The 22,249-nt window shown below is 53.9% G+C and carries 21 protein-coding genes, 3 tRNA genes and 1 pseudogene; 9 read left to right on the top strand and 16 right to left on the bottom strand.

The features are described 5' to 3' along the window. The first annotated feature begins 17 nt into the window (after positions 1-17). On the top strand, positions 18-686 hold the full coding sequence (locus tag ACX1CU_RS03280) for a YtjB family periplasmic protein (protein ID WP_459401211.1): 669 nt from the start codon (positions 18-20) through the stop codon (positions 684-686). A gap of 1 nt (position 687) precedes the next feature. Here ACX1CU_RS03280 and yjjJ read toward each other — a convergent pair whose 3' ends face one another. The 12 genes from yjjJ to prfC form a co-directional block, all read right to left on the bottom strand. Next, positions 688-2,031, bottom strand: a complete 1,344-nt coding sequence (gene yjjJ, locus ACX1CU_RS03275; protein ID WP_459401210.1) for a type II toxin-antitoxin system HipA family toxin YjjJ — start codon at positions 2,029-2,031, stop codon at positions 688-690. A 138-nt stretch (positions 2,032-2,169) separates the two neighbouring features. After that, positions 2,170-2,901: a purine-nucleoside phosphorylase gene (gene deoD, locus ACX1CU_RS03270; RefSeq protein ID WP_337262480.1), complete on the bottom strand. Its 732-nt coding sequence runs from the start codon at positions 2,899-2,901 to the stop codon at positions 2,170-2,172. A 62-nt stretch (positions 2,902-2,963) separates the two neighbouring features. Further along, complete coding sequence (gene deoB, locus ACX1CU_RS03265; protein ID WP_459401209.1) at positions 2,964-4,187, bottom strand: phosphopentomutase; 1,224 nt, start codon at positions 4,185-4,187, stop codon at positions 2,964-2,966. 66 nt (positions 4,188-4,253) lie between these two features. Then, positions 4,254-5,576 carry a thymidine phosphorylase gene (gene deoA / locus ACX1CU_RS03260; RefSeq protein WP_459401208.1) on the bottom strand — a complete coding sequence of 441 codons (1,323 nt, stop codon included), beginning with the start codon at positions 5,574-5,576 and terminating at the stop codon, positions 4,254-4,256. 57 nt (positions 5,577-5,633) lie between these two features. Then, positions 5,634-6,413 (bottom strand): deoxyribose-phosphate aldolase, encoded by a 780-nt coding sequence (gene deoC / locus ACX1CU_RS03255; protein WP_459401207.1) that lies wholly within the window; start codon positions 6,411-6,413, stop codon positions 5,634-5,636. A gap of 473 nt (positions 6,414-6,886) precedes the next feature. Further along, positions 6,887-8,164 carry a NupC/NupG family nucleoside CNT transporter gene (locus ACX1CU_RS03250; protein ID WP_459401206.1) on the bottom strand — a complete coding sequence of 426 codons (1,278 nt, stop codon included), beginning with the start codon at positions 8,162-8,164 and terminating at the stop codon, positions 6,887-6,889. Between the two features lie 180 nt (positions 8,165-8,344). Further along, a complete protein-coding gene (locus tag ACX1CU_RS03245) occupies positions 8,345-9,136 on the bottom strand; it encodes a TatD family hydrolase (protein ID WP_459401205.1) in 792 nt (263 codons plus the stop codon). Further along, complete coding sequence (locus ACX1CU_RS03240; protein WP_459401204.1) at positions 9,133-10,242, bottom strand: patatin-like phospholipase family protein; 1,110 nt, start codon at positions 10,240-10,242, stop codon at positions 9,133-9,135. Before ACX1CU_RS03240 ends, ACX1CU_RS03245 begins: the two co-directional genes overlap by 4 nt. Positions 10,243-10,252: 10 nt before the next feature. Then, positions 10,253-10,438, bottom strand: coding sequence for a CsbD family protein (locus tag ACX1CU_RS03235; protein WP_459401203.1), 186 nt, complete (start codon positions 10,436-10,438; stop codon positions 10,253-10,255). Between the two features lie 60 nt (positions 10,439-10,498). Beyond that, positions 10,499-10,660 (bottom strand): DUF1328 domain-containing protein, encoded by a 162-nt coding sequence (locus tag ACX1CU_RS03230; protein WP_459401202.1) that lies wholly within the window; start codon positions 10,658-10,660, stop codon positions 10,499-10,501. Between the two features lie 66 nt (positions 10,661-10,726). Beyond that, positions 10,727-11,341 carry a molecular chaperone OsmY gene (gene osmY, locus ACX1CU_RS03225; protein WP_459401201.1) on the bottom strand — a complete coding sequence of 205 codons (615 nt, stop codon included), beginning with the start codon at positions 11,339-11,341 and terminating at the stop codon, positions 10,727-10,729. A 531-nt stretch (positions 11,342-11,872) separates the two neighbouring features. Next, a complete protein-coding gene (gene prfC, locus ACX1CU_RS03220) occupies positions 11,873-13,462 on the bottom strand; it encodes a peptide chain release factor 3 (RefSeq protein ID WP_459401200.1) in 1,590 nt (529 codons plus the stop codon). A 553-nt stretch (positions 13,463-14,015) separates the two neighbouring features. Between prfC and ACX1CU_RS03215 the strand changes: the two genes are divergently transcribed. Beyond that, positions 14,016-14,339, top strand: coding sequence for a helix-turn-helix transcriptional regulator (locus ACX1CU_RS03215; RefSeq protein WP_459401199.1), 324 nt, complete (start codon positions 14,016-14,018; stop codon positions 14,337-14,339). Further along, the gene (locus tag ACX1CU_RS03210) at positions 14,333-15,649 is read left to right on the top strand and encodes a type II toxin-antitoxin system HipA family toxin (protein WP_459401198.1); all 1,317 of its coding nucleotides are present in this window, start codon (positions 14,333-14,335) and stop codon (positions 15,647-15,649) included. Before ACX1CU_RS03215 ends, ACX1CU_RS03210 begins: the two co-directional genes overlap by 7 nt. A 185-nt stretch (positions 15,650-15,834) precedes the next feature. Here the strand turns inward: ACX1CU_RS03210 and rimI are convergent, their stop codons facing one another. Then, entirely contained in the window at positions 15,835-16,278 is a 444-nt protein-coding gene (gene rimI, locus ACX1CU_RS03205; RefSeq protein ID WP_459401197.1) for a ribosomal protein S18-alanine N-acetyltransferase, read from the bottom strand. After that, positions 16,223-16,660 carry a DNA polymerase III subunit psi gene (locus ACX1CU_RS03200; RefSeq protein WP_459401196.1) on the bottom strand — a complete coding sequence of 146 codons (438 nt, stop codon included), beginning with the start codon at positions 16,658-16,660 and terminating at the stop codon, positions 16,223-16,225. Before ACX1CU_RS03200 ends, rimI begins: the two co-directional genes overlap by 56 nt. 143 nt (positions 16,661-16,803) lie before the next feature. Between ACX1CU_RS03200 and rsmC the strand changes: the two genes are divergently transcribed. Continuing rightward, positions 16,804-17,847: a 16S rRNA (guanine(1207)-N(2))-methyltransferase RsmC gene (rsmC, locus tag ACX1CU_RS03195; protein ID WP_459401195.1), complete on the top strand. Its 1,044-nt coding sequence runs from the start codon at positions 16,804-16,806 to the stop codon at positions 17,845-17,847. A 171-nt stretch (positions 17,848-18,018) separates the two neighbouring features. Here the strand turns inward: rsmC and ACX1CU_RS03190 are convergent, their stop codons facing one another. Continuing rightward, positions 18,019-19,011, bottom strand: coding sequence for an aldo/keto reductase (locus ACX1CU_RS03190; RefSeq protein WP_459401194.1), 993 nt, complete (start codon positions 19,009-19,011; stop codon positions 18,019-18,021). A gap of 119 nt (positions 19,012-19,130) precedes the next feature. Here ACX1CU_RS03190 and ACX1CU_RS03185 point away from each other — a divergent pair. From ACX1CU_RS03185 to ACX1CU_RS03170, 4 genes and pseudogenes are all read left to right on the top strand, one after another. Further along, positions 19,131-20,082 (top strand): annotated as a pseudogene (locus tag ACX1CU_RS03185) (LysR family transcriptional regulator). Positions 20,083-20,147: 65 nt separating this feature from the next. Further along, a tRNA-Leu gene (locus ACX1CU_RS03180) sits at positions 20,148-20,234 on the top strand. A gap of 33 nt (positions 20,235-20,267) precedes the next feature. Further along, positions 20,268-20,354 (top strand) — tRNA-Leu (locus ACX1CU_RS03175). Positions 20,355-20,396: 42 nt separating this feature from the next. Beyond that, positions 20,397-20,483, top strand: a tRNA-Leu gene (locus tag ACX1CU_RS03170). A 79-nt stretch (positions 20,484-20,562) separates the two neighbouring features. Here the strand turns inward: ACX1CU_RS03170 and ACX1CU_RS03165 are convergent. Next, positions 20,563-20,847 (bottom strand): DUF1435 domain-containing protein, encoded by a 285-nt coding sequence (locus tag ACX1CU_RS03165; RefSeq protein ID WP_459401193.1) that lies wholly within the window; start codon positions 20,845-20,847, stop codon positions 20,563-20,565. Between the two features lie 265 nt (positions 20,848-21,112). On the opposite strand from ACX1CU_RS03165, the gene ACX1CU_RS03160 reads away from it, so the two are divergent. Then, complete coding sequence (locus ACX1CU_RS03160; protein WP_459401192.1) at positions 21,113-22,186, top strand: GGDEF domain-containing protein; 1,074 nt, start codon at positions 21,113-21,115, stop codon at positions 22,184-22,186. Positions 22,187-22,249: the final 63 nt, after the last annotated feature.

The following is a 22,249-nucleotide window of genomic DNA, read 5'->3' as shown; positions in this document are numbered from 1 at the left end:
AAGACCAAGGAAGCCGCATGGCTAAAGCTAAACTGAAATTCCGCCTGCACCGCACCGCTATTATCCTGATTTGCCTGACTTTGCTCGTAATGCTGATGCAAGGTGCCTCCTATTTTAGCCTGAGCCACCAAATGGCGCGATCGGAACAGGTGGAACAACTGGCACAAACGCTGACCAAACAGGTGGCTTTTAGCCTGGCTCCGCTGCTGGATGATGACGGTGATATCGACAACCAGCGCATTGACAGCATTTTGCAACAGCTCACCGACCACAGCCGGATCCTCGACGCCAGCGTCTATCAGTTGGACGGCACGCTGGTGGCCCATTCCGGTGAGCAGATCAGCGTGCGCGATCGCCTATCGCTCGACGGCAAACGCGCAGGCAGCTATTTCAACCATCAGCTTGTCGAGTCGATTCAGGGCAAAGATGGCCCCATCGGTTTTATCCGCGTCACGCTCGATACCCACGTGCTGGGCACCGAATCCAAACAGGTGGATAACACCACCAACCTGCTGCGCCTGATGATCCTGCTGGCATTGGCCATCGGCATTATTCTGGCTCGCACGCTGCTGCAAGGCCGCCGCAGCCGCTGGCAGCAGTCGCCGTACCTGTTGACCGCCAATACGCCGCTGGCAGAAAGCGACGACGACAAGCCCGAAGAACCAGAAGAAGCGAAAAAGGACTGAGCTAAGCCAAACGCTGAATGCGTTCATTCAGCGCCTGGATCTGCATTTGCATTTGTGCGGCGATGGTGCGGAATGGCTTGCCGATCTGCGGGTGTTGCGCCGTACGTTGCCAGAACTCCAGCGCCATCAGCTCTGCTTGCCGCCAAACTGCGCCGCTGACTTCATTGCTCAGGCCGATCTCCAGCGCATCCTGCCGCATATTGCCGCTATTGGCTGGTGCAAACGCCATTGGCAACATGTCATACAGCGGTGCCAGCTCCACGGGCCGCTGCTGCGGGCGCAGAAACGACAGATTCCCCTGATGCATATCGCTGTTGGCGATCAACCGACCAAACGCCCAATACAGAGCGATTTTCTGGTAAGTATGAGGGTTGATGATCCCTTGCCGTAATAGCCGTTCAGCCGCCGTGACCCAGTTAGCGCCACCGCTGCCGCTGAATTCGGCATCCAGAGCCTCCAGCGAAACCATGGCAACGCGGCCATACTCGCCAACGCGATCGAAACGCTCAAGCTCCAAAAAGCACTGCCGGTCCTTGCCAAACAGCACGTTGGCGGGTGCAGCAGGCAACCCGGCCTCCGCCACCACCTGCAACGCTAATGACTCGGCAATCAGTAAATCACTCCAGCGTTGGGCAATGATATTCTCCGGCGCGGCGCTGAATTTCACCAGTACATGACCATAGCGTGCGCCTGCCAGTTCGGCATAAACAGTAAACTTGGGTTGCTCGCCACCGGCGGAAGATCCAATCAGTTCTCCTGCCAACGCGCGCGCAGAGAGCGCGGCGTACTGAACGGCTTTGTCCGCCAACGGAACCGGGTTCTCTGGATCGCGCGTCAACCAGCGTTGATAGCTGCCCGCTCCAGGCAGCAGATCGCCACTCATCTCCTCACCATAGTGGCAAAGCGCCTGTAAACGCTGATCCTCATTCCATCGCAGGACATCTTCCGGCAGCCGGAGCTGCCGGGCAGCGGCTTTGCCCCAGGCGCGACCAAGAAAACCTATCGGACGCAGATCGTTCAGGTACCCAGGCAAACCATGGTAAAGCTGCCATTCTCCGCTTTGCTCATTGCGCACCACGCAGCCGTCGGCGGGATACAGGGGATAGAGCGTGGCAAACCCATGCGCCTTACCCAATTCATCGATACGGTACAGCGGGAAGTGCAACTCACCGCTGACATCACGCCTTAGCGCATAGCGCGTCGCCCGGCCTTTACCGATGGTCAACACCGCCCCCGCCAAAGCGCGGATTCGGCGCGATAGCGTTGGCTGGCTGATGCCCAGTGCGCCGGTAAGCTCCTGGGCCGTGGCCGGGCCGTGACGCAAGATTTGTTCGACAGTGCTCATCGCTGAATAGAGTAGTGAATAGATGGGTGAATAAAGTAATAGCGCTAATTAGCTGAAAGGTAAAGGATTAGTAAGATAGGCTTGCGGAGAGATGAATAGATTAGTGAAGGGGCGCAGCGTCCTACGCCCCTGTGGTATTTACGCTTTATCGCCTAACAGCACAGATTCCAGCGCGATAACGATCATTTCGTTAAAGGTGGTCTGGCGCTCTGCGGCGGTGGTAGCTTCGTGACGCAGGATGTGGTCAGAAACGGTGCAGATGGTCAGCGCTTTACAGCCGAACTCTTCGTACAGCTCTGCGGCCACGCCGTAGATGCCCGCCGCTTCCATTTCCACACCCAGAATGCCGTACTTCTTCATCACCTGGAACATATCTGGATCTGGCGTGTAGAACAGCTCGGCGGAGAAAATATTGCCCACGCGCGCCGGGATGCCCTGCGCCGCCGCAGCGTCTACGGCGTTACGCACCATATCGAAATCAGCAATCGCGGCATAGTCGTGATCTTTAAAACGCATGCGGTTCACTTTGGAATCGGTGCAAGCGCCCATGCCGATCACCACGTCACGCAGTTTGATATCATCACGCACCGCACCGCAGGAGCCGACGCGAATGATTTTCTTCACGCCGAATTCCGCGATCAGCTCACGCGCATAGATGGAACAGGACGGAATGCCCATGCCGTGGCCCATCACCGAGATTTTACGGCCTTTGTAGGTGCCGGTGAAGCCCAACATGCCGCGCACGTTGTTCACTTCCACCGCCCCTTCCAGGAAGGTTTCAGCGATGTATTTTGCCCGCAGCGGATCGCCCGGCATCAGCACCACGTCAGCGAAATCACCCATCTCAGCATTAATATGTGGCGTAGCCATAATCTCTTCCCTCAATTCTTATTAAAAAAGGCGCTGGCTTCACGCCAACGCAATCTACAGTCTTAAAATAGGTTTTTACCGTAATCCATCGGCGACAGGCCAAAATAGCTGGCAATGGTCTGGCCGATGTCGGCGAAGGTTTCACGGTGCCCCAGCGAGCCCGGTTGCACTTTCGGGCCATACACCAGCACCGGGATGTGTTCACGGGTGTGGTCGGTGCCTTCCCAGGTCGGATCACAGCCATGGTCGGCGGTAAAGATGATGATGTCGTCACCCGTAACGCGCTCCAGCAGTTCCGGCAAGCGGCGGTCGAACTGTTCCAACGCGGCAGCATAACCGGCCACGTCGCGGCGGTGGCCGTAGGAGGAGTCGAAATCAACGAAGTTGGTGAACACGATGGTGTTATCACCGGCTTTTTCCATTTCGCTCAGCGTGGCATCGAACAGCGCATCGATGCCGTTGGCCTTCACTTTCTGGGTAATGCCGACGTTGGCATAGATATCGGCAATCTTGCCGATAGAAACGACTTCACCGCCTTTTTCATCAACCAGCTTCTTCAACACGGTTGGAGCCGGGGGTTCCACCGCCAGATCGTGGCGGTTACCGGTGCGCTGGAAGCTGCCCGGTTTGTCACCGAGGAACGGGCGCGCAATCACGCGGCCGATGTTGTAGCCGCCTTCGGTCAACTCTTCACGGGCAATTTCACACAGCTCGTACAAGCGATCCAGACCAAAGGTTTCTTCGTGGCAGGCGATCTGGAACACCGAATCCGCCGAGGTGTAGAAAATCGGCTTGCCGGTTTTCATGTGTTCTTCCCCCAGTTGATCGAGGATCACCGTGCCGGAAGAGTGGCAGTTGCCGAGATAGCCCGGCAGGTTGGCGCGCGCTACCAGCTTGTCCAGCAGTTCCTGTGGGAAGCTGTTGTGCTCGTCCTTGAAATAGCCCCACTCGAACAGCACCGGCACACCGGCGATCTCCCAGTGGCCGGACGGTGTGTCTTTACCTGAAGAAAGCTCGCTGGCATAACCGTAAGCGCCGATGATCTCAGCGTTTGGGTCCAATCCTACCGGGAAGTTGCCGGTAGACTCTTGCGCCGCTTTGCCCAAGCCCAGGCGGCTCAGGTTCGGCAGCGTCAGCGGGCCGCTGCGGCCCACGTTGGCTTCACCACGCGCACAGGCTGCCGCGATATGGCCAAGGGTATCGGAGCCTTCATCACCAAAGCGTTTGGCGTCGGCGCTGGCGCCGATCCCGAACGAGTCCAGTACCATAATATAGGTGCGTTTCATTCTGTTCTCCTGCTGTGGGCGGCAGCTTACAAGCCGCTACCGCTCCTGATTCTTTAACAATCACGGTTATTGCGTGATGCGCTGATACACCACCGGCGTAGTTACCGGGGCTTTATCGCCCATCACTATTGCACTGCGCACCGCATCTGCTGCCTGTTGCCAGCTCTCTTCATCGTTGGCGTGGATCAGCGCCAGCGGGCGCTGCGTACCCACGGCATCTCCCAAGCGCGCCATCTCCGCCAGGCCGACGCTATAGTCGATATTGTCGGTAGCGCGGCGGCGGCCACCGCCCAGCGCGACGACGGCCATCCCCAGCGCACGGGTATCCATCGCGGTGATAATGCCCGGTTTTTCGGCATAAACCGGTTTACTCAAGGTCGCCGTCGGCAAGTAGCTGTCGTAACGCTCCACAAAGTCCACCGGCCCCTGTTGCGCCGCCACCATGCGGCCAAACACTTCCGCTGCTTTGCCATTGTCCAAAACCGCTTGCAGCTTGGCGCGAGCCTGCGCATCATCCGCCGCCAAGCCGCCGGAAAGCAGCATTTCCACGCACAGCGCCATGGTGACTTCCAGCAGGCGCGGATTGCGGTATTCACCGGTCAGGAAGCGCACCGCTTCACGCACTTCCAGCGCGTTACCGGCGCTGGAGGCCAGCACCTGATTCATGTCGGTCAGCAACGCGGTGGTTTTACACCCCGCACCGTTGGCTACGCCGACGATCGCCTGCGCCAGATCTTGCGAAAGCTGATGAGTCGGCATAAAAGCCCCTGACCCCACTTTGACATCCATCACCAACGCATCCAGCCCTTCCGCCAGTTTCTTCGCCAGAATCGAGGCGGTGATCAGCGGGATGGAATCGACGGTAGCGGTAATGTCGCGCGTGGCGTAAAAACGCTTATCCGCCGGAGCCAGCGAGCTGGTTTGGCCGATAATCGCCACGCCGACATCTTTGATAATTTTGCGGAATGCGTTGTCATCAGGGAAAATATTGAAGCCCGGAATGGCCTCCAGTTTATCCAGCGTGCCGCCGGTGTGGCCTAAACCACGGCCAGAAATCATCGGCACGTAGCCACCACAGGCCGCCACCATCGGGCCAAGCATCAGCGAAGTGACATCGCCCACGCCGCCGGTAGAGTGCTTATCGACAATCGGGCCGTTCAGCGCCAGGCTTTTCCAGTCAAGCACCGTGCCGGAATCGCGCATCGCCATGGTGAGCGCCACGCGCTCCGCCATGTTCATATCGTGGAAATAGATGGTCATCGCCAACGCGGCGATCTGCCCTTCGGAAACCACATTGTCACGCACCCCATTGATAAAGAAGCGGATTTCTGCTTCGTTCAACGGCTGGCCGTCACGTTTTTTACGGATTATTTCTTGCGCCAGGAACAAGGCATCCCCCTGCTTGAGCTATTTAATTTCACTGCGCCAACGCGGCGCGCTAGAGCATCAGTAACCGTTGCTGGCGGTTTGGGTGCTATGCCCCAACGTCGTCAGCAGGCTGGCCAACAGGCTCGAGGCACCAAAGCGGAAATGACGCGCATCGGCCCAGCCCTCCCCCAGGATACGCTCGGCAAGTTGCAGATAGTGTTGCGCATCTTCCGCCGTGCGCACGCCACCGGCAGGCTTAAAGCCCACGGTTTTGCTGACGCCCAGATCGCGGATCACCGTCATCATCAGTTCAGCACTTTCCAGCGTGGCGTTAACCGGCACTTTACCGGTGGAGGTTTTGATAAAGTCCGCCCCGGCATTAATGGCAATTTCAGAGGCTTGGCGAATCAGATGCGCCTGCTTGAGTTCACCGGTTTCGATGATCACTTTCAGCAGGACGTTAGCGGCGGCGCAGGCCTGTTTGCACTGTTGCACCAGCTCAAAACCGACTTTGTCATTACCCGCGATCAAGGCGCGATAAGGGAACACCACGTCCACTTCGTCAGCCCCGTAGGCGATCGCCGCGCGGGTTTCCGCCAGCGCGATATCGATGTCATCATTGCCATGCGGGAAGTTGGTGACGGTCGCAATACGGATATCCGGCGTCCCCTGCTCACGCAGCGTTTTACGCGCAATCGGGATAAAACGCGGATAGATACAGATAGCGGCAGTATGGCCCGCCGGGCTGTTAGCCTGACGACACAGTGCGATCACCTTCTCGTCGGTGTCATCGTCATTCAGCGTGGTTAAATCCATCAGGTTCAGCGCGCGTTGCGCTGCTGCGGTTAGTTCGGTCATAAAACTCTCCAACTTTACTCGTCATACTTCAAGTTGCCTGGGTGTTGGCTGCGCCCGTTCGCACCAGTCACATAGTGGCCTATGCTCCTGGTGACTCTCGGACTTGCCGCCTACATGCAACTCGAATTATTTAGAGTATAAACACTCGGATGTTGGCGAGCGGACTTGGTTCCATGAAGATAGCCCGTGAGCAACGTCCTCACGGCGGCAACTGAGATCCTTCTCACCGCATATAGCCCTTCGATATTGGAACACGATCGCCTTGGCTGATACGTGTTCCGATTCACATAATATGAAATGTCACTGCAACAAACTGGAATTATATGTGATTTAAATCACAAAATAACGCGACTTTGTTCACAAACTCGTTAAACGGACGGGTAATCAATGGCGGGCGCTCTACAGAATGCCCGTATCAGGAAATCATGCGGCAGCCCCCAGCAAAACATGCTGGGGGCTGTTTCTAGTTTAGCTTACAGCGCCAAAAAGAACCCGGCGATGGTAGCACTCATCAGGTTAGAGAGCGTACCGGCAGCCACGGCCTTCAGGCCAAAGCGTGCAATATCGTGCCGACGGTTCGGTGCCATGCTGCCCAAGCCACCGAGCAGAATCGCTACGGAAGAGAGGTTGGCAAAGCCGCACAGCGCAAAGGAGATAATCGCCTTGGTGTGCTGTGACAGGACCTGCAACCCATCGGCGGCGACCACGTCGTCCGGGCGCAGATAAGCACCAAAGTTCATATAGGCTACGAACTCGTTGACGATCACCTTCTGGCCGATAAACGAACCAGCCACCATCGCCTCACTCCACGGCACGCCGATCAGGAAGGCGATCGGGGAGAAGACCCAACCCAAGATCAGTTCCAGCGACAGCTGCGGGAAGTTGAACCAGCCACCAATGCCACCCAACATACCGTTCAGCAAGGCGATCAGGGCGATAAACGCCAGCAGCATCGCGCCCACGTTCATCGCCAGTTGCATCCCCGAAGCCGCACCTGAAGCCGCAGCGTCAATCACGTTGGCCGGGCGATCTTCAGCGGCGATCAGCTTCATCGCGTCGTCTTGGTCGTGGGTTTTCTCGGTTTCCGGCACCATCAGCTTGGCGAACAGCAATCCGCCCGGCGCGGCCATAAAGGATGCGGCGATCAGATACTCCAGCGGCACGCCCATCTGGGCATAACCTGCCAGCACCGAACCGGCCACCGACGCCAAACCACCACACATCACCGCAAACAGTTCAGACTGCGTCATGGTAGCAATATACGGCCGTACCACCAGAGGCGCTTCGGTCTGACCCACGAAAATATTGGCCGTTGCCGACAGCGATTCGGTGCGCGAAGTGCCCAGCAGTTTCTGCAGGCCGCCGCCGAGCACTTTAATCACCAGTTGCATGATGCCCAGATAATAGAGCACAGCGATCAGCGAGGAGAAAAACACGATCACCGGCAGTACGCGCAGCGCGAACACAAAGCCGCCGCCGCCAAACACCTCGAACATTTTGTCGGAAACCAGGCCGCCAAAAATGAAAGAGATGCCTTGATTGCCGTAAGCGATGACGTTAGCCACCCCTTCAGACATGCCGCCAAGAATACGGCGGCCCAGTGGCACGTACAGTACCAGCGCGCCAATGGCGATCTGAATGATAAATGCCCCGAGCACGGTACGCAGTTTAATAGCGCGTCGGTTGCTGGAAAGCAGCACAGCAATGGCGATCAGTACCACCATACCGACCAGGCTCATGATGAGTTGCATGTGAGAATATCCCTGTTGCGAAAAAGTAATGCATCCCTGTTCGGTGAACCCGCAGGGTTGCTTAGGAGTAGATAACGGGGCGCAATTATACTGAGCGTGGAGAAATTCGCCTCATTATATGTCACAGATGAATACAACAAGTTGCAAATGAAAATCTCGCAACGTGATTTAAATCACGTTTTAGGCGATGTGCGGCGTCAAGCCGAATAAAGACAGGGTGTTTTGTTGCAGATGATGGGCGATTTCATCGGGCGGTTCGGGCCGCAACTGGCAAAGCACCTGAAACACCTCGGCGGCCCGTTCAGGGCGGTTCGCTTGCCCCTGATAGCCCGCTAACGGCATATCCGGCGCATCGGTTTCCAGCAGCAATGACGCCAGCGGTAACTGTGCCATCACGCTGCGTGTTTTCTGCGCGCGTTCGTAACTGATAGTGCCACCAACGCCGATGTAATACCCCAGCCGGATAAAGGCCTGTGCCTGCGCCAGGCTGCCAGCAAAACCGTGTACCACGCCACGGCGCGGCACATCGGCCCGGCGCAATATCGCCGCCAGTGGATCGTGGCTACGGCGGGAATGCAGGATCACCGGCAGATCGTGGCGTTTTGCCAACGCCAACTGTTGCTTGAGCAACACCTGCTGGCGATCAAACTGGGGGTTTTCCATATACAGATCCAGCCCAATCTCCCCCACCGCCACCAGCTTTGCCGGTTGGCGGGCGAGAAAAACCGCCAATTGCTCAAGCTGTTCATCGTGATGCTGCGCGATATACAACGGATGCAGCCCCAGCGCGGCAAACACCGGCGCATGATCGTGCGCCAGTTTCAACACCAGGGCAAAACGATCCGCCGTTACCGCTGGCACGATGATCTGCTGCACACCGGCTTGCGCGGCCAGTGCCAAGCTTTCATCTTCGTGGCCGCTAAACGGCGGAAAATCAAAATGGCAGTGGGTATCGGTAAAAACGTAATTCACAGCGCGTCTCCATCACCAGCGGAGGGATCTCCCGGCAGAATGATTTTCGCCGTTGCCAACTGGGCTTCCTGATTGTGCGAATGTGGCATATCTGTCGCGATCGGTGAAGGCATACGCACGCTTTCCGGCTGCAACAAGCGGCGTGAAACGGGCTGTTGCAGCTTGATGCCATCGCGCTTTTCCTGCTCCAGCAGCCAATGGCCAACCGTGGCCAGGAAGTAACGCCCGCAGCGGCGGCCAAGATGATAATCCTGATTCAGCGCAGGCAGACGGCTGCCGAGCGCACTGCTCGCCAGCGGCTTAGGGGGGAATATCTCAAAGATGCGCAGCTCACCCGGCGGTTGCTCAATAAACTGCTGGATGCGGTGATAACTCTGCTCATGCTGCTGCATGATGCGCACCATCTGCTGCAAACTGCTGTCACTCAGCCAGTGCTCCATGCGTTTCAGCCACTGCGGCGTGTAATACATCTGCGAAGGCACGGTGCGGATCACCACAATGGTATCGGCACCGCGGCGATAGGCCTCCTCCACCGGGATAGCATCGCTGATGCCACCATCCAGATAGCTGATACCGTCCAGCTCAACGCCCTGGCGGTAAAAGCCGGGGATGGCGCTCGATGCCTTGATCGCAGGCAACCAGTTAGCTCGCTCAACGCGCAGGTAAGCGGGTTCAAAATTATCGCTGCGACAGGCGCACATCAGCAATTCACGGCCATTGCTGAGATGCTGCTCGGCAACATCGATCGCCAGCGGCAGTTGCTGTGAAGTGATATCTATCAACCAGTCAAGATCGATAAGATGCCCACCGCGCACAAAACGCAGAGGGTTGAAGAAATTGGCCGACGTGGTGTAACGGGTGATCACGCGTCGCGCATACCCCAGCTGGCCACAGATAAAGGCCGAAAGATTCTGCGCTCCGGCAGACGTGCCAATCATCAGTTCAAAAGGGTTAAAGCGGGCGCGCTGCAACTCGTCCAATACACCGGCAGTAAAGATGCCGCGCTGCCCGCCGCCCTCACACACCAGCGCCATTTTACCGGGCTGGAATGGTTTATATGCCAGCGGTTCTATATTACCGAGCGTGATAGGTATTCTGTATCCCAACCCTATCTCCTCAATGTGGCTGTTTTTCTGAGGATAACTCTTCTTGCTCTCTTCCGTAATCTTCTTGCAAGACGCCGGAGAGGCAGTCATTACTCCCAACCAACCAGGCATAGTCACTACCGGAAAACTCTGCCCACGCCTGCCAGACCTGGCCTTTCCACTGTTTCCAGCGGCCGACAATGATGTCGCTATTCATGACTGAACTCTCCAGACGACGAGAAAAGGAATTAAGCTTTGTTACACTTTGAGAGAAAAGTTAAGGACGCCGACGACCGGCAAACAGGCTGATCAGGAACAGAATGATCCCCACTACAAACACCATTTTAGCCGCCCAGGCGGCGGTGCCAGCCAGCGAACCAAAGCCTAGCGCGGCCGCGATCAACGCAATGACTAAAAATATAATGCCCCAACGAAACATAAGCTGCTCCTCACGCAGGAGCGCAATAGGTTGCGCCCCTTGATGATCATGTAGTTAGAAATGGATTTAAGATTTCACAGCCAGATCGTTCTTGACGCTTTTCACGCCATCAATCGCTTTGGCAATGCTCTCTGCCCGCTCGGATTGCGCCTGCGTTTTTACCGTACCGGAAAGCTGCACCACACCGTCGGTGGTTTCCACTTTCACATTACGGGAAGGTACGATGTCGTCAGCCAGCAGTTTGGCCTTCAATTCACTGGTGGTTGCAGCATCACCGGCATAAGCCTTCACCGATTGGGTGGCTTCGTCTTTCACGTGCAGCTTGTCGCTGACGGATTTCACCCCTTCCACCTTACCGGCAACCGCAACGGCACGTTCGGCCTGCACCTGGCTGCTGACAAAACCACTGAGCGTTACCACGCCCTTCTCAGTGACCACCGAGATATCGGTACTTTTGATCGCTTTATCGTCAACCAATGCGCTTTTCACTTTCGCGGTTGTCGCACTGTCACCCATATAGCTGTCGACTTTTTTCATGGAGCTATCGATTTTGGCACCCGTGCTATCAGCCACGCTGGTGGCTTTGTTGAGCAGCGACTCTTGCGCCAGCACACTGCCACTCACCAGAACAGAACCCAAAACGATAGCCATCAAAGAATGTGCAAACTTGGTATTTTTCATCGATCTCTTCCTTCTTGTTGTGAATCCCCATCAACTGCGGATCCCTGCACCGTGTTATCACGGCGAACTCAAATGAATACTTCACGATTACTATACAATCAAACGTTCACGATAAGATCAAAGCAATATCTATGCCATCCTTATAAAACCATTAAGAATCAACAGTAAAGAAACAGGAATGCAACACTTAGGTGAGAAACTGTTGCCTATTGGCGACAGTCGCGTCTTCATACGGGGACACTGTTGCTATCTCATTGATATTAATGAGATAGAACTGTCTCCGATCGACAACACAGCAAAATAACCTTCTATATAGTAACTGAATAGCAGTTATTTTTGCTTATTAAATGCCAAAGACCCTAATAAATATAGTCCATCAGGTGAAATTTGCAGAAGGATAGCTGTGAAACATCAGCCACGAGGAAAAATAGAATTTATAAATAAAATTTAATAATTAGCAAGATGAGTGCTGAGAGTTGCAACTGCTGGGGAGTCATGGGCACCGCAAGAATGCGGTGCCGCATCGGCAGATTAGTGTTCGCGAGTTTTGCGGAATACCACGTCTGGGTAACGTTCTTGCGTCAGGTTGAGGTTCACCATGGTCGGTGCGATGTAGGAGAGATTATCACCGCCATCCAACGCCAGGTTCAGTTCGTTCTTGCGCTTGAACTCTTCAAATTTCTTCACGTCGCTGCACTCCACCCAACGGGCAGTGGAAACGTTCACCGACTCATACAGCGCTTCCACGTTGTATTCGGATTTCAAGCGTGCAACCACCACGTCAAACTGCAGCACACCGACGGCCCCCACGATCAGATCGTTGTTGGAGATTGGGCGGAACACCTGCACAGCCCCTTCTTCCGACAGCTGCACCAACCCTTTCAGCAGCTGTTTCTGCTTCAGCGGATCGCGCAGGCGAATGCGGCGGAACAGTTCAGGGGCAAAGTTCGGAATGCCGGTGAACTTCATATCTTCACCCTGGGTAAAACTGTCGCCAATCTGAATGGTGCCGTGGTTATGCAAACCGATAATATCGCCTGGGTAAGCTTCTTCCACATGAGAACGATCGCCCGCCATAAAGGTCAGCGCATCGGAGATCACCACGTCTTTGCCGGTACGAACCTGGCGCAGCTTCATGCCTTTCTCATATTTGCCGGACACTACGCGCATAAAAGCCACGCGGTCGCGGTGTTTCGGATCCATATTCGCCTGGATCTTGAACACGAAACCGGTAAATTTATCTTCTGCAGCGACCACTTCACGGGTATTGGTTTTACGCGGCATCGGCGCAGGTGCCCAGGCCACCAAACCATCCAGCATATGGTCCACGCCAAAGTTACCCAAGGCGGTACCAAAGAACACCGGGGTCAATTCACCGGCCAGGAAGGCTTCCTGCTCAAACTCGTGGGAAGCCCCTTGCACCAGTTCCAGCTCTTCGCGCAGTTGCGCAGCCAAGTCTTCACCCACGGCAGCGTCGAGATCCGGGTTGTTCAACCCTTTGACGATCCGCACTTCCTGAATGGTGTGGCCTTTACCGGTCTGATACAGGTAGGTTTCATCTTTATAGAGGTGATAAACCCCTTTGAACAGCTTGCCGCAGCCAATCGGCCAGGTGATCGGCGAGCAGGCGATTTTCAGTTCGCGCTCGACTTCATCCATCACTTCCATCGGATCGCGGATGTCACGGTCAAGTTTGTTCATAAAGGTCAGGATCGGCGTATCACGCAGGCGGGTCACTTCCATCAGCTTGCGGGTACGATCTTCAACGCCTTTTGCGGCGTCGATCACCATCAGGCAGCAGTCCACCGCGGTCAGGGTACGATAGGTATCTTCAGAGAAGTCTTCGTGCCCTGGGGTATCCAGCAGGTTGACCAGACATTCGCGGTACGGGAACTGCATCACCGAGGTGGTGATCGAGATACCACGCTGTTTCTCCATCTCCATCCAGTCGGATTTGGCGTGTTGGTTGGAACCACGGCCTTTTACCGTACCGGCGGTCTGGATAGCCTGTCCGAACAGCAGCACCTTCTCGGTAATGGTGGTTTTACCGGCATCGGGGTGCGAGATAATGGCGAAAGTTCTTCGCTTTTTGATTTCATTAAGAAAATCTTGGTTTACCATGTGTAAATTCTTTTAGTTTGTACACGGATTTGGACACGCTTTTGGAAGCACTCTCTTTTCAGTTCTTCGCTTGTCAAATTCGTCGTGTTAATCGTAATTGGCTGCTATTTTCGCTGATCTTGACTTTATAAACAATCAATGGTTGTGCAATGTATTACCATTTACTCTCAGCGAGCGCCAAGGATTGGCTGTCGCTGGTTTGCAATCGTTGCTTATTCAGCCCATGAACAACTGTGGCTAATCGACTGCTGTTTTATACCAATGCGACGAGGCAACTCAAACTGAGTCTCCCCTAGTAAGCTGCAAAGCATGATTTTCGATTGCCGAAGAAGATTCAGACATTTCCACCAACTAGCCTAGACAGCCTCTTCCAACCAAATCCCTGAACAGGGATGTATTATATCCCAACATGGTTACTTTAAACGATTAAATTAATTTAATGTACCTATATTGGCACCTTAATTAACAAATTGACAACCAACCTATAAGGTCCTAAATTAAATACATTAGGCGCATAAAATCTTTTAATGTAACCATTTAGGGTCTCAATATAATGAGTGATAAAACAGCCTATGCCCTTGCAGAAGAGATCGGCGAGCGCTTAAAGCAAGCACGACTCAATCGAGATCTCACTCAGTCCGAGGTAGCAGTTCTTGCCGGTGTAGCACGTAAAACCGTGTTGAATGCTGAAAAAGGTAAGGTACAACTAGAAATATTGATCGCGATTATGATGGCACTAGATTTGACTGATCAGCTAGATCTGTTTCTTCCAAAACAAGAAATATCACCTTTACAGCTAGCGAAGTTACAAGGAAAGAAGCGTCAAAGAGCATCAGGACAACGCCGCAATGTGGATGAGGATAAACCTGAATGGTAATGGAAGTAATAGAAATCACGTATCAAGAGCATGAGGTTGGCGCAGTTAGCTTTGATACCGACAAAGGGGTCGGCGCTTTTGAATATGACCCAAACTTTTTAAAAAAAGGGATCGAACTGTCACCAATCAAGATGCCATTATCAAGACGTATTTATAGCTTTCCTGAATTAGATTTCAATACATTCAAAGGACTACCCGGACTAATAGCTGATTCTTTACCCGACGATTTTGGGAATGCGGTCCTCAATGCATGGGTGGCTGGCCAAGGTCGTTCACCGAATAACATTACCCCCTTACAGCGGCTTCAATATACTGGCAAACGAGGTATGGGGGCATTAGAGTACGCGCCAGCAACACAATTACGCAGTCTTAATGCGTCACAGCAAGTTGAGATCCAATCTCTGGTATCAATCGCACAAGAAATCTTAGATTCTCGTGGTCATTTTGAGATGAAGCTAAAGCAAAATGGGCAGGAAGACCGCGAAGCAATGATGTCCTTACTCTCAGTCGGCATGAGTGCGGGCGGAGCAAGACCTAAAGCAGTATTAGCTTTCAATGAAGACTTTACCCAAGTTCGTTCTGGTCAGACAGCCGTTCCAGATGGCTTTACTCATTATCTGATGAAGTTCGATGGCGTTAGCGAACATAATAAAAACCAAGAAACCTTCGGTGACCCTCTTGGCTATGGTGCCATGGAGTTTGTATATCACTTAATGGCCAAAAAATGTGGTGTCGATATGATGCCATGTCAGTTACTCCAAGAAGGGAACCGAAGGCACTTTATTACTCAACGTTTTGATCGAATCAAAAACAAAAAAATACATGTGCAAACGCTAAATGGATTAGCTCACGTGGACTATAAAAAGCCAGGCTCATTCTCTTATGCTGAATTATTTAGCATTGCGCGCCAGTTAAAACTCTCCGCATCCGAAGCGGAGCAACTACTAAAACGTATGATCTTTAATATCATTTCACGGAACCATGACGACCATTCTAAGAATTTTGCTTTCATTCTAAAAAACGAAAAATGGTCACTTGCTCCAGCCTATGATCTGGCCTATAGCTACAAGCCAGGCAGTAAATGGGTTAACAGTCACTGGATGAGCTTAAATGGTAAAAGGGATAATTTCACTCGTTCTGATTTTTACAGCTTAGAAAAACTCAGCCCATTGTTTAGCAAAAGAAAAATTGACAACATCATTAATGAAACAATAGAACACGTATCAAGCTGGCCCCAACTAGCCGAAGAATGGGACGTACCAAAAACTTTGGTCGATGAAATAAACGCAAATCTACGGCTTAATTTTTAGGGGCTCTGTTTGCAAAGTCTGAGCGCGGCTTTTTAACCCGAGATAGAGTCAGTGACAATGCATGTATGAATTTCAGACAAAAACAACTTATTTGCTGTTAATAGATTTAAAAACAACGAATGAGGTGTATTCAATCTAAAATACACCTCATTCGTTGTAAAAATAGGGCTTCTTGACGGTGAACGCTACCCCAGCGGCAGCGCCATTACGATCGCATCTTCACGACCGTTAGCGGCGGGGTAATAGTTGCGGCGCACCGTCACTTCGTTGAACCCGAGATCTTCATATAGCGCGATCGCCCCATGGTTGGAAGCACGCACTTCCAGCCACAGCGTGACCACGCCACGCGCCTCGAGCTCTGCGATCAGCGCAGTGAGCAGCGTGCGGCCAAAACCCCGACGCTGCCAATCTGGGTGAATGGCAATGTTAAACAGCGTAGCTTCATCCAGCACGATCTGGGTAATGGCAAAACCCGCCATCTGCCCTGCGGCTTCCAGCTTCAGGTTAAGATAGCGCTCGCCCTGATTGCTGGCGAATGTTGCCTCAGTCCAAGGAAAAGCATGGCTGGCGTGTTCAATCTTGAAGGCGGTGGCCAGATCGGCCGTCGTCAGGGGTGAAATGCTGTTCATAGTGACAAATCTGCTGCCAGAGTGCGCGTTTGGCACCCGCATCTTGAGAAAGCTCGGCCAGCGCCGGGCTGTGTAGCTGCGCACCGGCCACCGCGAGCGGCTCCGCAATGCCCAACCGCCAACTGTTGCATTCGGTGTCTTGCGGCAGCATCGCCACCTGATCCGGCGTCAGACCATAGGTTTGCGCCGGTTGCAGCCCCAGGCTGCGTAGCACATCACAAAACAAGGGATCCTGAGGATCGGGCAATGTTTGCGCCACCACCAGCAGACGCACTTCCGCCGGCAGGCTGACCGCGATCTCGCCCTGCAACGCGCCAGGGCGGCGCAATGTCCACTGCGTAATCCCCAGTTGTTGTAATAGCCAATCGCGTTTTGATGCCATACCGATTCCCGTGTGTTGCGCACTATGCCTGCCATGTGCCGCGCTATGCTAACAAACCCGCGCACCCTGCGCCAACAAACCCGTCGAACATCTCGCCACAAAGCTCTATAATCTCCCGCTTAATCTTGAGGAGCCAAAAACTGATGTCCGCATTAACCCCAGCCAGTGAAGTCATGCTGCGCCACAGTGATGAGTTTGTTGCACGCCGCGTCCTGTTCGCGGGCGATCTGCAGGACACCCTGCCGGCCCAATTCGAGGCCGCTGATGTGCGTGTCCACACCCAGCAATACCATCACTGGCAGTTACTGAACCGGATGATGGGCGAAAATGCACAATTCGGCCTGACGGTAGATCCCACCTTCGTTGCCAACTGCGATACGTTGGTCTATTACTGGCCAAAGAGCAAACAGGAAGCGCAGTTCCAACTGTGCAATCTGCTGTCTTTGCTGCCGGTTGGCGCAGAAATCTTTGTGGTTGGTGAAAACCGCAGCGGTGTGCGCAGCGCGGAACAGATCCTAGAGCGCCAGGCCACCCTGGCAAAAATCGACAGCGCGCGCCGCTGTGGTTTGTATCATGGCCGTATCGATGTACAGACCACCTTTGATCTGGCCGACTGGTGGGAAAGCTATCAGTTGCACGATCTGGAAGTGAAAACCCTGCCGGGCGTATTCAGCCGTGATGGGCTGGATGTAGGCAGTTCGCTGCTGCTGTCGACGCTGGAAAAACACATGAAAGGCAAGGTGCTGGACGTGGGTTGCGGTGCTGGCGTAATGGCGTCGGTGCTCTCCAAGCTGTCACCAAAAATGAAGCTGACGCTGAGCGACGTGAATGCCGCCGCGGTGGAATCCAGCCGCGCAACGCTGGCCGCTAACGGTATTGAAGGTGAAGTGATCGTCAGTAACGTCTATTCCGACATTACCGGCCGCTTTGACATGATCATCTCCAACCCACCGTTCCACGACGGTCTGGCCACCAGCCTGACTGCCGCAGAAACCCTGATCCGTGGCGCATTGAAACATCTGCCAATCGGTGGGCAACTGCGTATCGTCGCCAACGCCTTCTTACCATATCCGGATATTCTGGATGCCACTTTCGGCAGCCACGAAGTGCTGGCGCAGAACGGCCGTTTCAAGGTGTATAAAGCCACCGTTGGCCGCCAACCGCGCGATCCGAAGAAGAAAAAGTAACTCGGCATTGAAATTCACGGGCGCACTTCAGCGCCCGTTTTAGATATACCCAAGTTTAATCAAGATGCAGGTAGGCAGCAACTGAGTGAGTCCCCAGGAGCATAGGCCACTATGTGACTGGGGTGAGCAAAGGCAGCCAACACCCCTGCAGTTTGATTGACGACGGGTATATTAGCCGTTAATAAACTCCATCCCAACCTGCGTATAACGCGCGCCAGCCACGCCTGCCAGTGGGAATACCGCCTCGATCGCCGCCAGTTCCTGTTCACTCAGCGTAATCTCCGCCGCCGCTACGTTTTCTTCCAGATAGCGCCTGCGCTTGGTGCCTGGGATTGGCACAATATGTTCCCCCTGCGCCATCACCCACGCCAGTGCCAACTGTGAAGGCGCAACGCCCTTCTGCCGGGCCAATTCACTGACTTTTTCCACCAGTGCCAAGTTGCGGGCAAAGTTTTCCCCCTGAAAACGCGGATTAGCACGGCGGAAATCGTCCTCGGCCAGATCTTCCGGGCGCTGGATCGCCCCGGTTAGAAAGCCGCGCCCCAGCGGACTGTAAGCCACAAAACCGATGCCCAACCGTTCACAGGCCGCAAGCTGGCCTTGCTCGGCATCCCGCGTCCACAGCGAGTATTCGGTCTGCAATGCGCTAATCGGGTGCACTTTGTGCGCGCGCTCCAGTGTGGCAACGGAAGCCTCGCTTAGACCGATATAGCGGATTTTGCCCTCTTTAATCAGATCCGCCATGGTGCCCACCACCTCTTCGATCGGTACCTGCGGATCAACCCGGTGCTGATAATAAAGATCGATGGTTTCCACCCCCAAGCGTTGCAGGCTGCCTTCGACCGAGCGACGGATATACTCCGGCTTGCTGCTCACGCCACGGGCATGGGGATCGGCCGGATCGCGCACAATGCCGAACTTGGTCGCCAGAAATACGCGATCGCGCTGGCCTTTGATCGCTTTACCGATCAGTTGCTCATTGGTATGCGGGCCGTACATATCGGCGGTATCCAACAGCGTGACGCCCAACTCCAATGCCCGGTGCAGCGTGGCAATCGCCTCTTTTTCATCGCTGCCGGTGGAGTAAAAGTCGCTCATTCCCATGCAGCCTAAACCCAGAGCCGAGACGACGGGGCCGTTAGAGCCTAATTGACGTTGTTGCATTGTGTTGTCCTCATTGAACGGTCTATGTTGCAACCCAGTCTGGTTGTTTACGCTGTAAAGATAAATAATGAAGATTGCACATCACTGTTTATAAATCGCTAACAATGACAGGCGGGAAGATGGATCAGATTCAGGCCATGCGTATCTTTACCCGGATCGTGGAATTGGGCAGCTTCAGCCGTGCGGCTGAACGCCTGCAACTGCCGCGCGCCACGGTCAGTAATGCGTTGAAGCGGCTGGAGCAGCGGCTCGGGGTCCGTCTGCTGCTGCGCACCACGCGCCAGGTACAGATCACCGCCGAGGGCACGCTGTACTATCAGCGCTGCCTGCAACTGCTGGATGCGCTGGAAGAAGCAGATACGCTATTCCACCAGCATAAGCTGCAACCCGCGGGCAAAGTGCGTATTGATATGCCGCACTCGCTGGCGCGGGAGATCGTCATCCCGGCACTGGCGGATTTTTATCAGTGTTACCCAGAAATTGAGCTGGCGCTCGGCGCCAACGATACCCATGTGGATCTGCTGCGCGAAGGCGTAGACTGCGTGCTGCGCGCCTGGGAAACCGAAGACGACGCGCTGGTTGCCAGGCTGATTGCCCAGATGCCACAGCTAACCTGCGCATCCCCCGCCTATCTGCACACCTTCGGTACTCCGCAATCGATCGACGATCTGCAACACCATCAGGCGGTGGGTTATTTCTCGCTGGTCAACAACCGTAACTATCCGCTGGAATTCTGCCGCAACGGCAAGCTGGAACTGCGCGAATTACCCAGCAAGCTGAGCGTCAGCGGTGCCGATGCCTATACCAGCGCCTGCCGCGCCGGAATGGGATTGATTCAGGGATCCCGCTACTCGGTGGCTTCCTGGTTAAAGACGGGTGAAATGGTGGAGGTCTTGGCAGAAACACCGCCGCCGCCGATGCCGATCTACATCATGTATCCCCCCGGCCGCTTCCTCGCGCCACGCGTTAGGGTGTTGATTGATTGGCTGATTGGTCTGTTCGATGGTTATCAACAACGCTGATGAGGCGTTTTTTCCAGCGAACGCCCTAAAAGCAGGAAATAACTATTGACGTACCCGCCAAAATCTCTAGAATTCGCCCCCGTGGTAGCATTACTCCGGTGATGTTTCTGGTAAGCGAAGGTGGCGGAATTGGTAGACGCGCTAGCTTCAGGTGTTAGTGTTCTTACGGACGTGAGGGTTCAAGTCCCTCTCTTCGCACCAATAACCACATGATTTATATTACACAGCATCAATGCGAAGGTGGCGGAATTGGTAGACGCGCTAGCTTCAGGTGTTAGTGTTCTTACGGACGTGAGGGTTCAAGTCCCTCTCTTCGCACCAAGCTGGTGATATAAATCAAGATTAAGCAACAACATCGACTGTGCGAAGGTGGCGGAATTGGTAGACGCGCTAGCTTCAGGTGTTAGTGTCCTTACGGACGTGAGGGTTCAAGTCCCTCTCTTCGCACCAATTGATGAGTTCTCTTCCCGTTTTTCCTGCGTATTAAATCCTCTGAAAAACCAACACGCTAATGCGTGATTTTGTCGTTTCAGCTAAAGCTGAAATGCAGGCTGATGGCGGCTAATCCGCCTGCCAACGCCATAAACGAAGGCAGCAAGAGATAATGGCGCAGATGGCTGTTAAACAACATCACCAGCGTAACCAGCATGGCAATGACGATCAGGGTACGCAGTTGCATCATATTGAGGTCGGTCAGCGCGATTAACGGCATCAGAACGCAAGGTAGCAATACGCCCCAGGCGCTGGTCAGCCGTTTGCCCAAGCACATACTGACGATCCATAACCCACATGCAATGATTATCGCGGCAATCATGATAGCCTTATTTCACAAATGATAATGATAACCAATATCATATAACACTTTTTTTCCCTGCGCAGCAATTTCCCCCTTCATCAGGCTTAACACAGATGACAGTCTGGTGAAAAAATGATAATTTCATCTAAGCAAATTCCTAGAAAAATTAGCATATTAATAATATTTAACTGATCCCTTCATCGCAGGTGCTCAATCTACGCACTGGGAATTTTTCATAACCTTATTCTTCCGGCAGAACAATTGGGCAAAGAGTGATCCCTGTATGAATGCGCGTTCTTATCTGGAGCTGCAAAGCAACAAGCACCGTTTATCGTTATTGCTTTTTTTATCAATGAATACCGTCTCTGCCGTCTTCACTTTATTGTTACCCTTTCAGGCGAATCCAGCCTTTACTCTGCCATTAATCGGCATTCCTCTGTTTTGTCTGGCGGCATTCGGGTATACACGCCGATCGCCACGGCAATACATCAAAAAATTGCACCTGTCTGCCACGGTACTCGGTCTGCTGTGGGCGGCACATATCTATATCAAACATCAATACCTGCCCAACGATAGTCACAGCTTTCTGTTAATCAGCCTGTTCAGCATTTTCTTTATCAGCGCAATCTCTCTGACGGATAACGTTATCGCCTTCTGCCTGAACGCCTTGCCTTCGGCGCTGACCATTCTGTGGCTGGACGATATGCACAATACCCTGCGCATCCTGTTAACCATTCTGTTGCCGATCGTGGCTTTTTCAATCCATCACCTGATGTTGAAACGCAGCGAAGCCTTTACCCAAGATCTGGTGGCCAATCTGTATCACGAGCGGGATAAGTTCAACGATCTGAGCATGCTGGATCCGTTAACCGGCCTGTATAACCGCCGTGGTCTGGAAAATAAGCTCAATCAGCTGCTCGCGCCTACCGCAGGCAGCCACTTCGTGCTGCTGCTCGATATCGATCACTTCAAGGCTTACAACGATCGCCACGGTCATACCATGGGCGATCAGGCGCTGCTCCAGGTCGCAACCGCCATTCGTGATACGGTGCGTTCACGGGATATCGTGGTGCGTTACGGCGGCGAAGAATTTCTGGTGCTGCTGATCAACGTCAGCGAAGAGTACGCCACTTCTCTGGCAGAGAGCGTGCGCCAATGCGTGCAGGAACTGATCATCCCCCATCACCGTTATCCGCAGGAGATCACCAGGGTGACGTTGAGCGCCGGTATTACCGTGCTGGATAAACTGGATCTCGATTCTGCCATCTGCTCTGCTGACGCGGCGCTATATCGGGCGAAAAACAGCGGCCGTAACAATATCCAACGGGCCAGTAGCCCGCAAAGCGCCGCGTCTTGACGGCCCGTAACCTGTTGTCATAGTAAAAAATTCGCCATCGGGCCTTTTTCCATATGCCATTCT

The sequence above is a fragment of the Serratia sp. D1N4 genome (assembly GCF_054552755.1).
This window is presented reverse-complemented; position numbering and strand designations above follow the sequence as displayed.

What these genes read in the sequence shown, in the direction of transcription:
- ACX1CU_RS03200 (WP_459401196.1), bottom strand. Translation starts at nt 16,660, where the DNA reads ATGGCATCAAAACGCGATTGGCTATTACAACAACTGGGGATTACGCAG.
- ACX1CU_RS03210 (WP_459401198.1), top strand. Translation starts at nt 14,333, where the DNA reads ATGGTAATGGAAGTAATAGAAATCACGTATCAAGAGCATGAGGTTGGC.
- ACX1CU_RS03230 (WP_459401202.1), bottom strand. Translation starts at nt 10,660, where the DNA reads ATGTTTCGTTGGGGCATTATATTTTTAGTCATTGCGTTGATCGCGGCC.
- ACX1CU_RS03250 (WP_459401206.1), bottom strand. Translation starts at nt 8,164, where the DNA reads ATGCAACTCATCATGAGCCTGGTCGGTATGGTGGTACTGATCGCCATT.
- osmY (WP_459401201.1), bottom strand. Translation starts at nt 11,341, where the DNA reads ATGAAAAATACCAAGTTTGCACATTCTTTGATGGCTATCGTTTTGGGT.
- ACX1CU_RS03215 (WP_459401199.1), top strand. Translation starts at nt 14,016, where the DNA reads ATGAGTGATAAAACAGCCTATGCCCTTGCAGAAGAGATCGGCGAGCGC.
- yjjJ (WP_459401210.1), bottom strand. Translation starts at nt 2,031, where the DNA reads ATGAGCACTGTCGAACAAATCTTGCGTCACGGCCCGGCCACGGCCCAG.
- prfC (WP_459401200.1), bottom strand. Translation starts at nt 13,462, where the DNA reads ATGGTAAACCAAGATTTTCTTAATGAAATCAAAAAGCGAAGAACTTTC.
- ACX1CU_RS03165 (WP_459401193.1), bottom strand. Translation starts at nt 20,847, where the DNA reads ATGATTGCCGCGATAATCATTGCATGTGGGTTATGGATCGTCAGTATG.
- ACX1CU_RS03280 (WP_459401211.1), top strand. Translation starts at nt 18, where the DNA reads ATGGCTAAAGCTAAACTGAAATTCCGCCTGCACCGCACCGCTATTATC.
- rimI (WP_459401197.1), bottom strand. Translation starts at nt 16,278, where the DNA reads ATGAACAGCATTTCACCCCTGACGACGGCCGATCTGGCCACCGCCTTC.
- ACX1CU_RS03190 (WP_459401194.1), bottom strand. Translation starts at nt 19,011, where the DNA reads ATGCAACAACGTCAATTAGGCTCTAACGGCCCCGTCGTCTCGGCTCTG.
- deoD (WP_337262480.1), bottom strand. Translation starts at nt 2,901, where the DNA reads ATGGCTACGCCACATATTAATGCTGAGATGGGTGATTTCGCTGACGTG.
- deoB (WP_459401209.1), bottom strand. Translation starts at nt 4,187, where the DNA reads ATGAAACGCACCTATATTATGGTACTGGACTCGTTCGGGATCGGCGCC.
- deoC (WP_459401207.1), bottom strand. Translation starts at nt 6,413, where the DNA reads ATGACCGAACTAACCGCAGCAGCGCAACGCGCGCTGAACCTGATGGAT.
- ACX1CU_RS03235 (WP_459401203.1), bottom strand. Translation starts at nt 10,438, where the DNA reads ATGAATAGCGACATCATTGTCGGCCGCTGGAAACAGTGGAAAGGCCAG.
- rsmC (WP_459401195.1), top strand. Translation starts at nt 16,804, where the DNA reads ATGTCCGCATTAACCCCAGCCAGTGAAGTCATGCTGCGCCACAGTGAT.
- ACX1CU_RS03160 (WP_459401192.1), top strand. Translation starts at nt 21,113, where the DNA reads ATGAATGCGCGTTCTTATCTGGAGCTGCAAAGCAACAAGCACCGTTTA.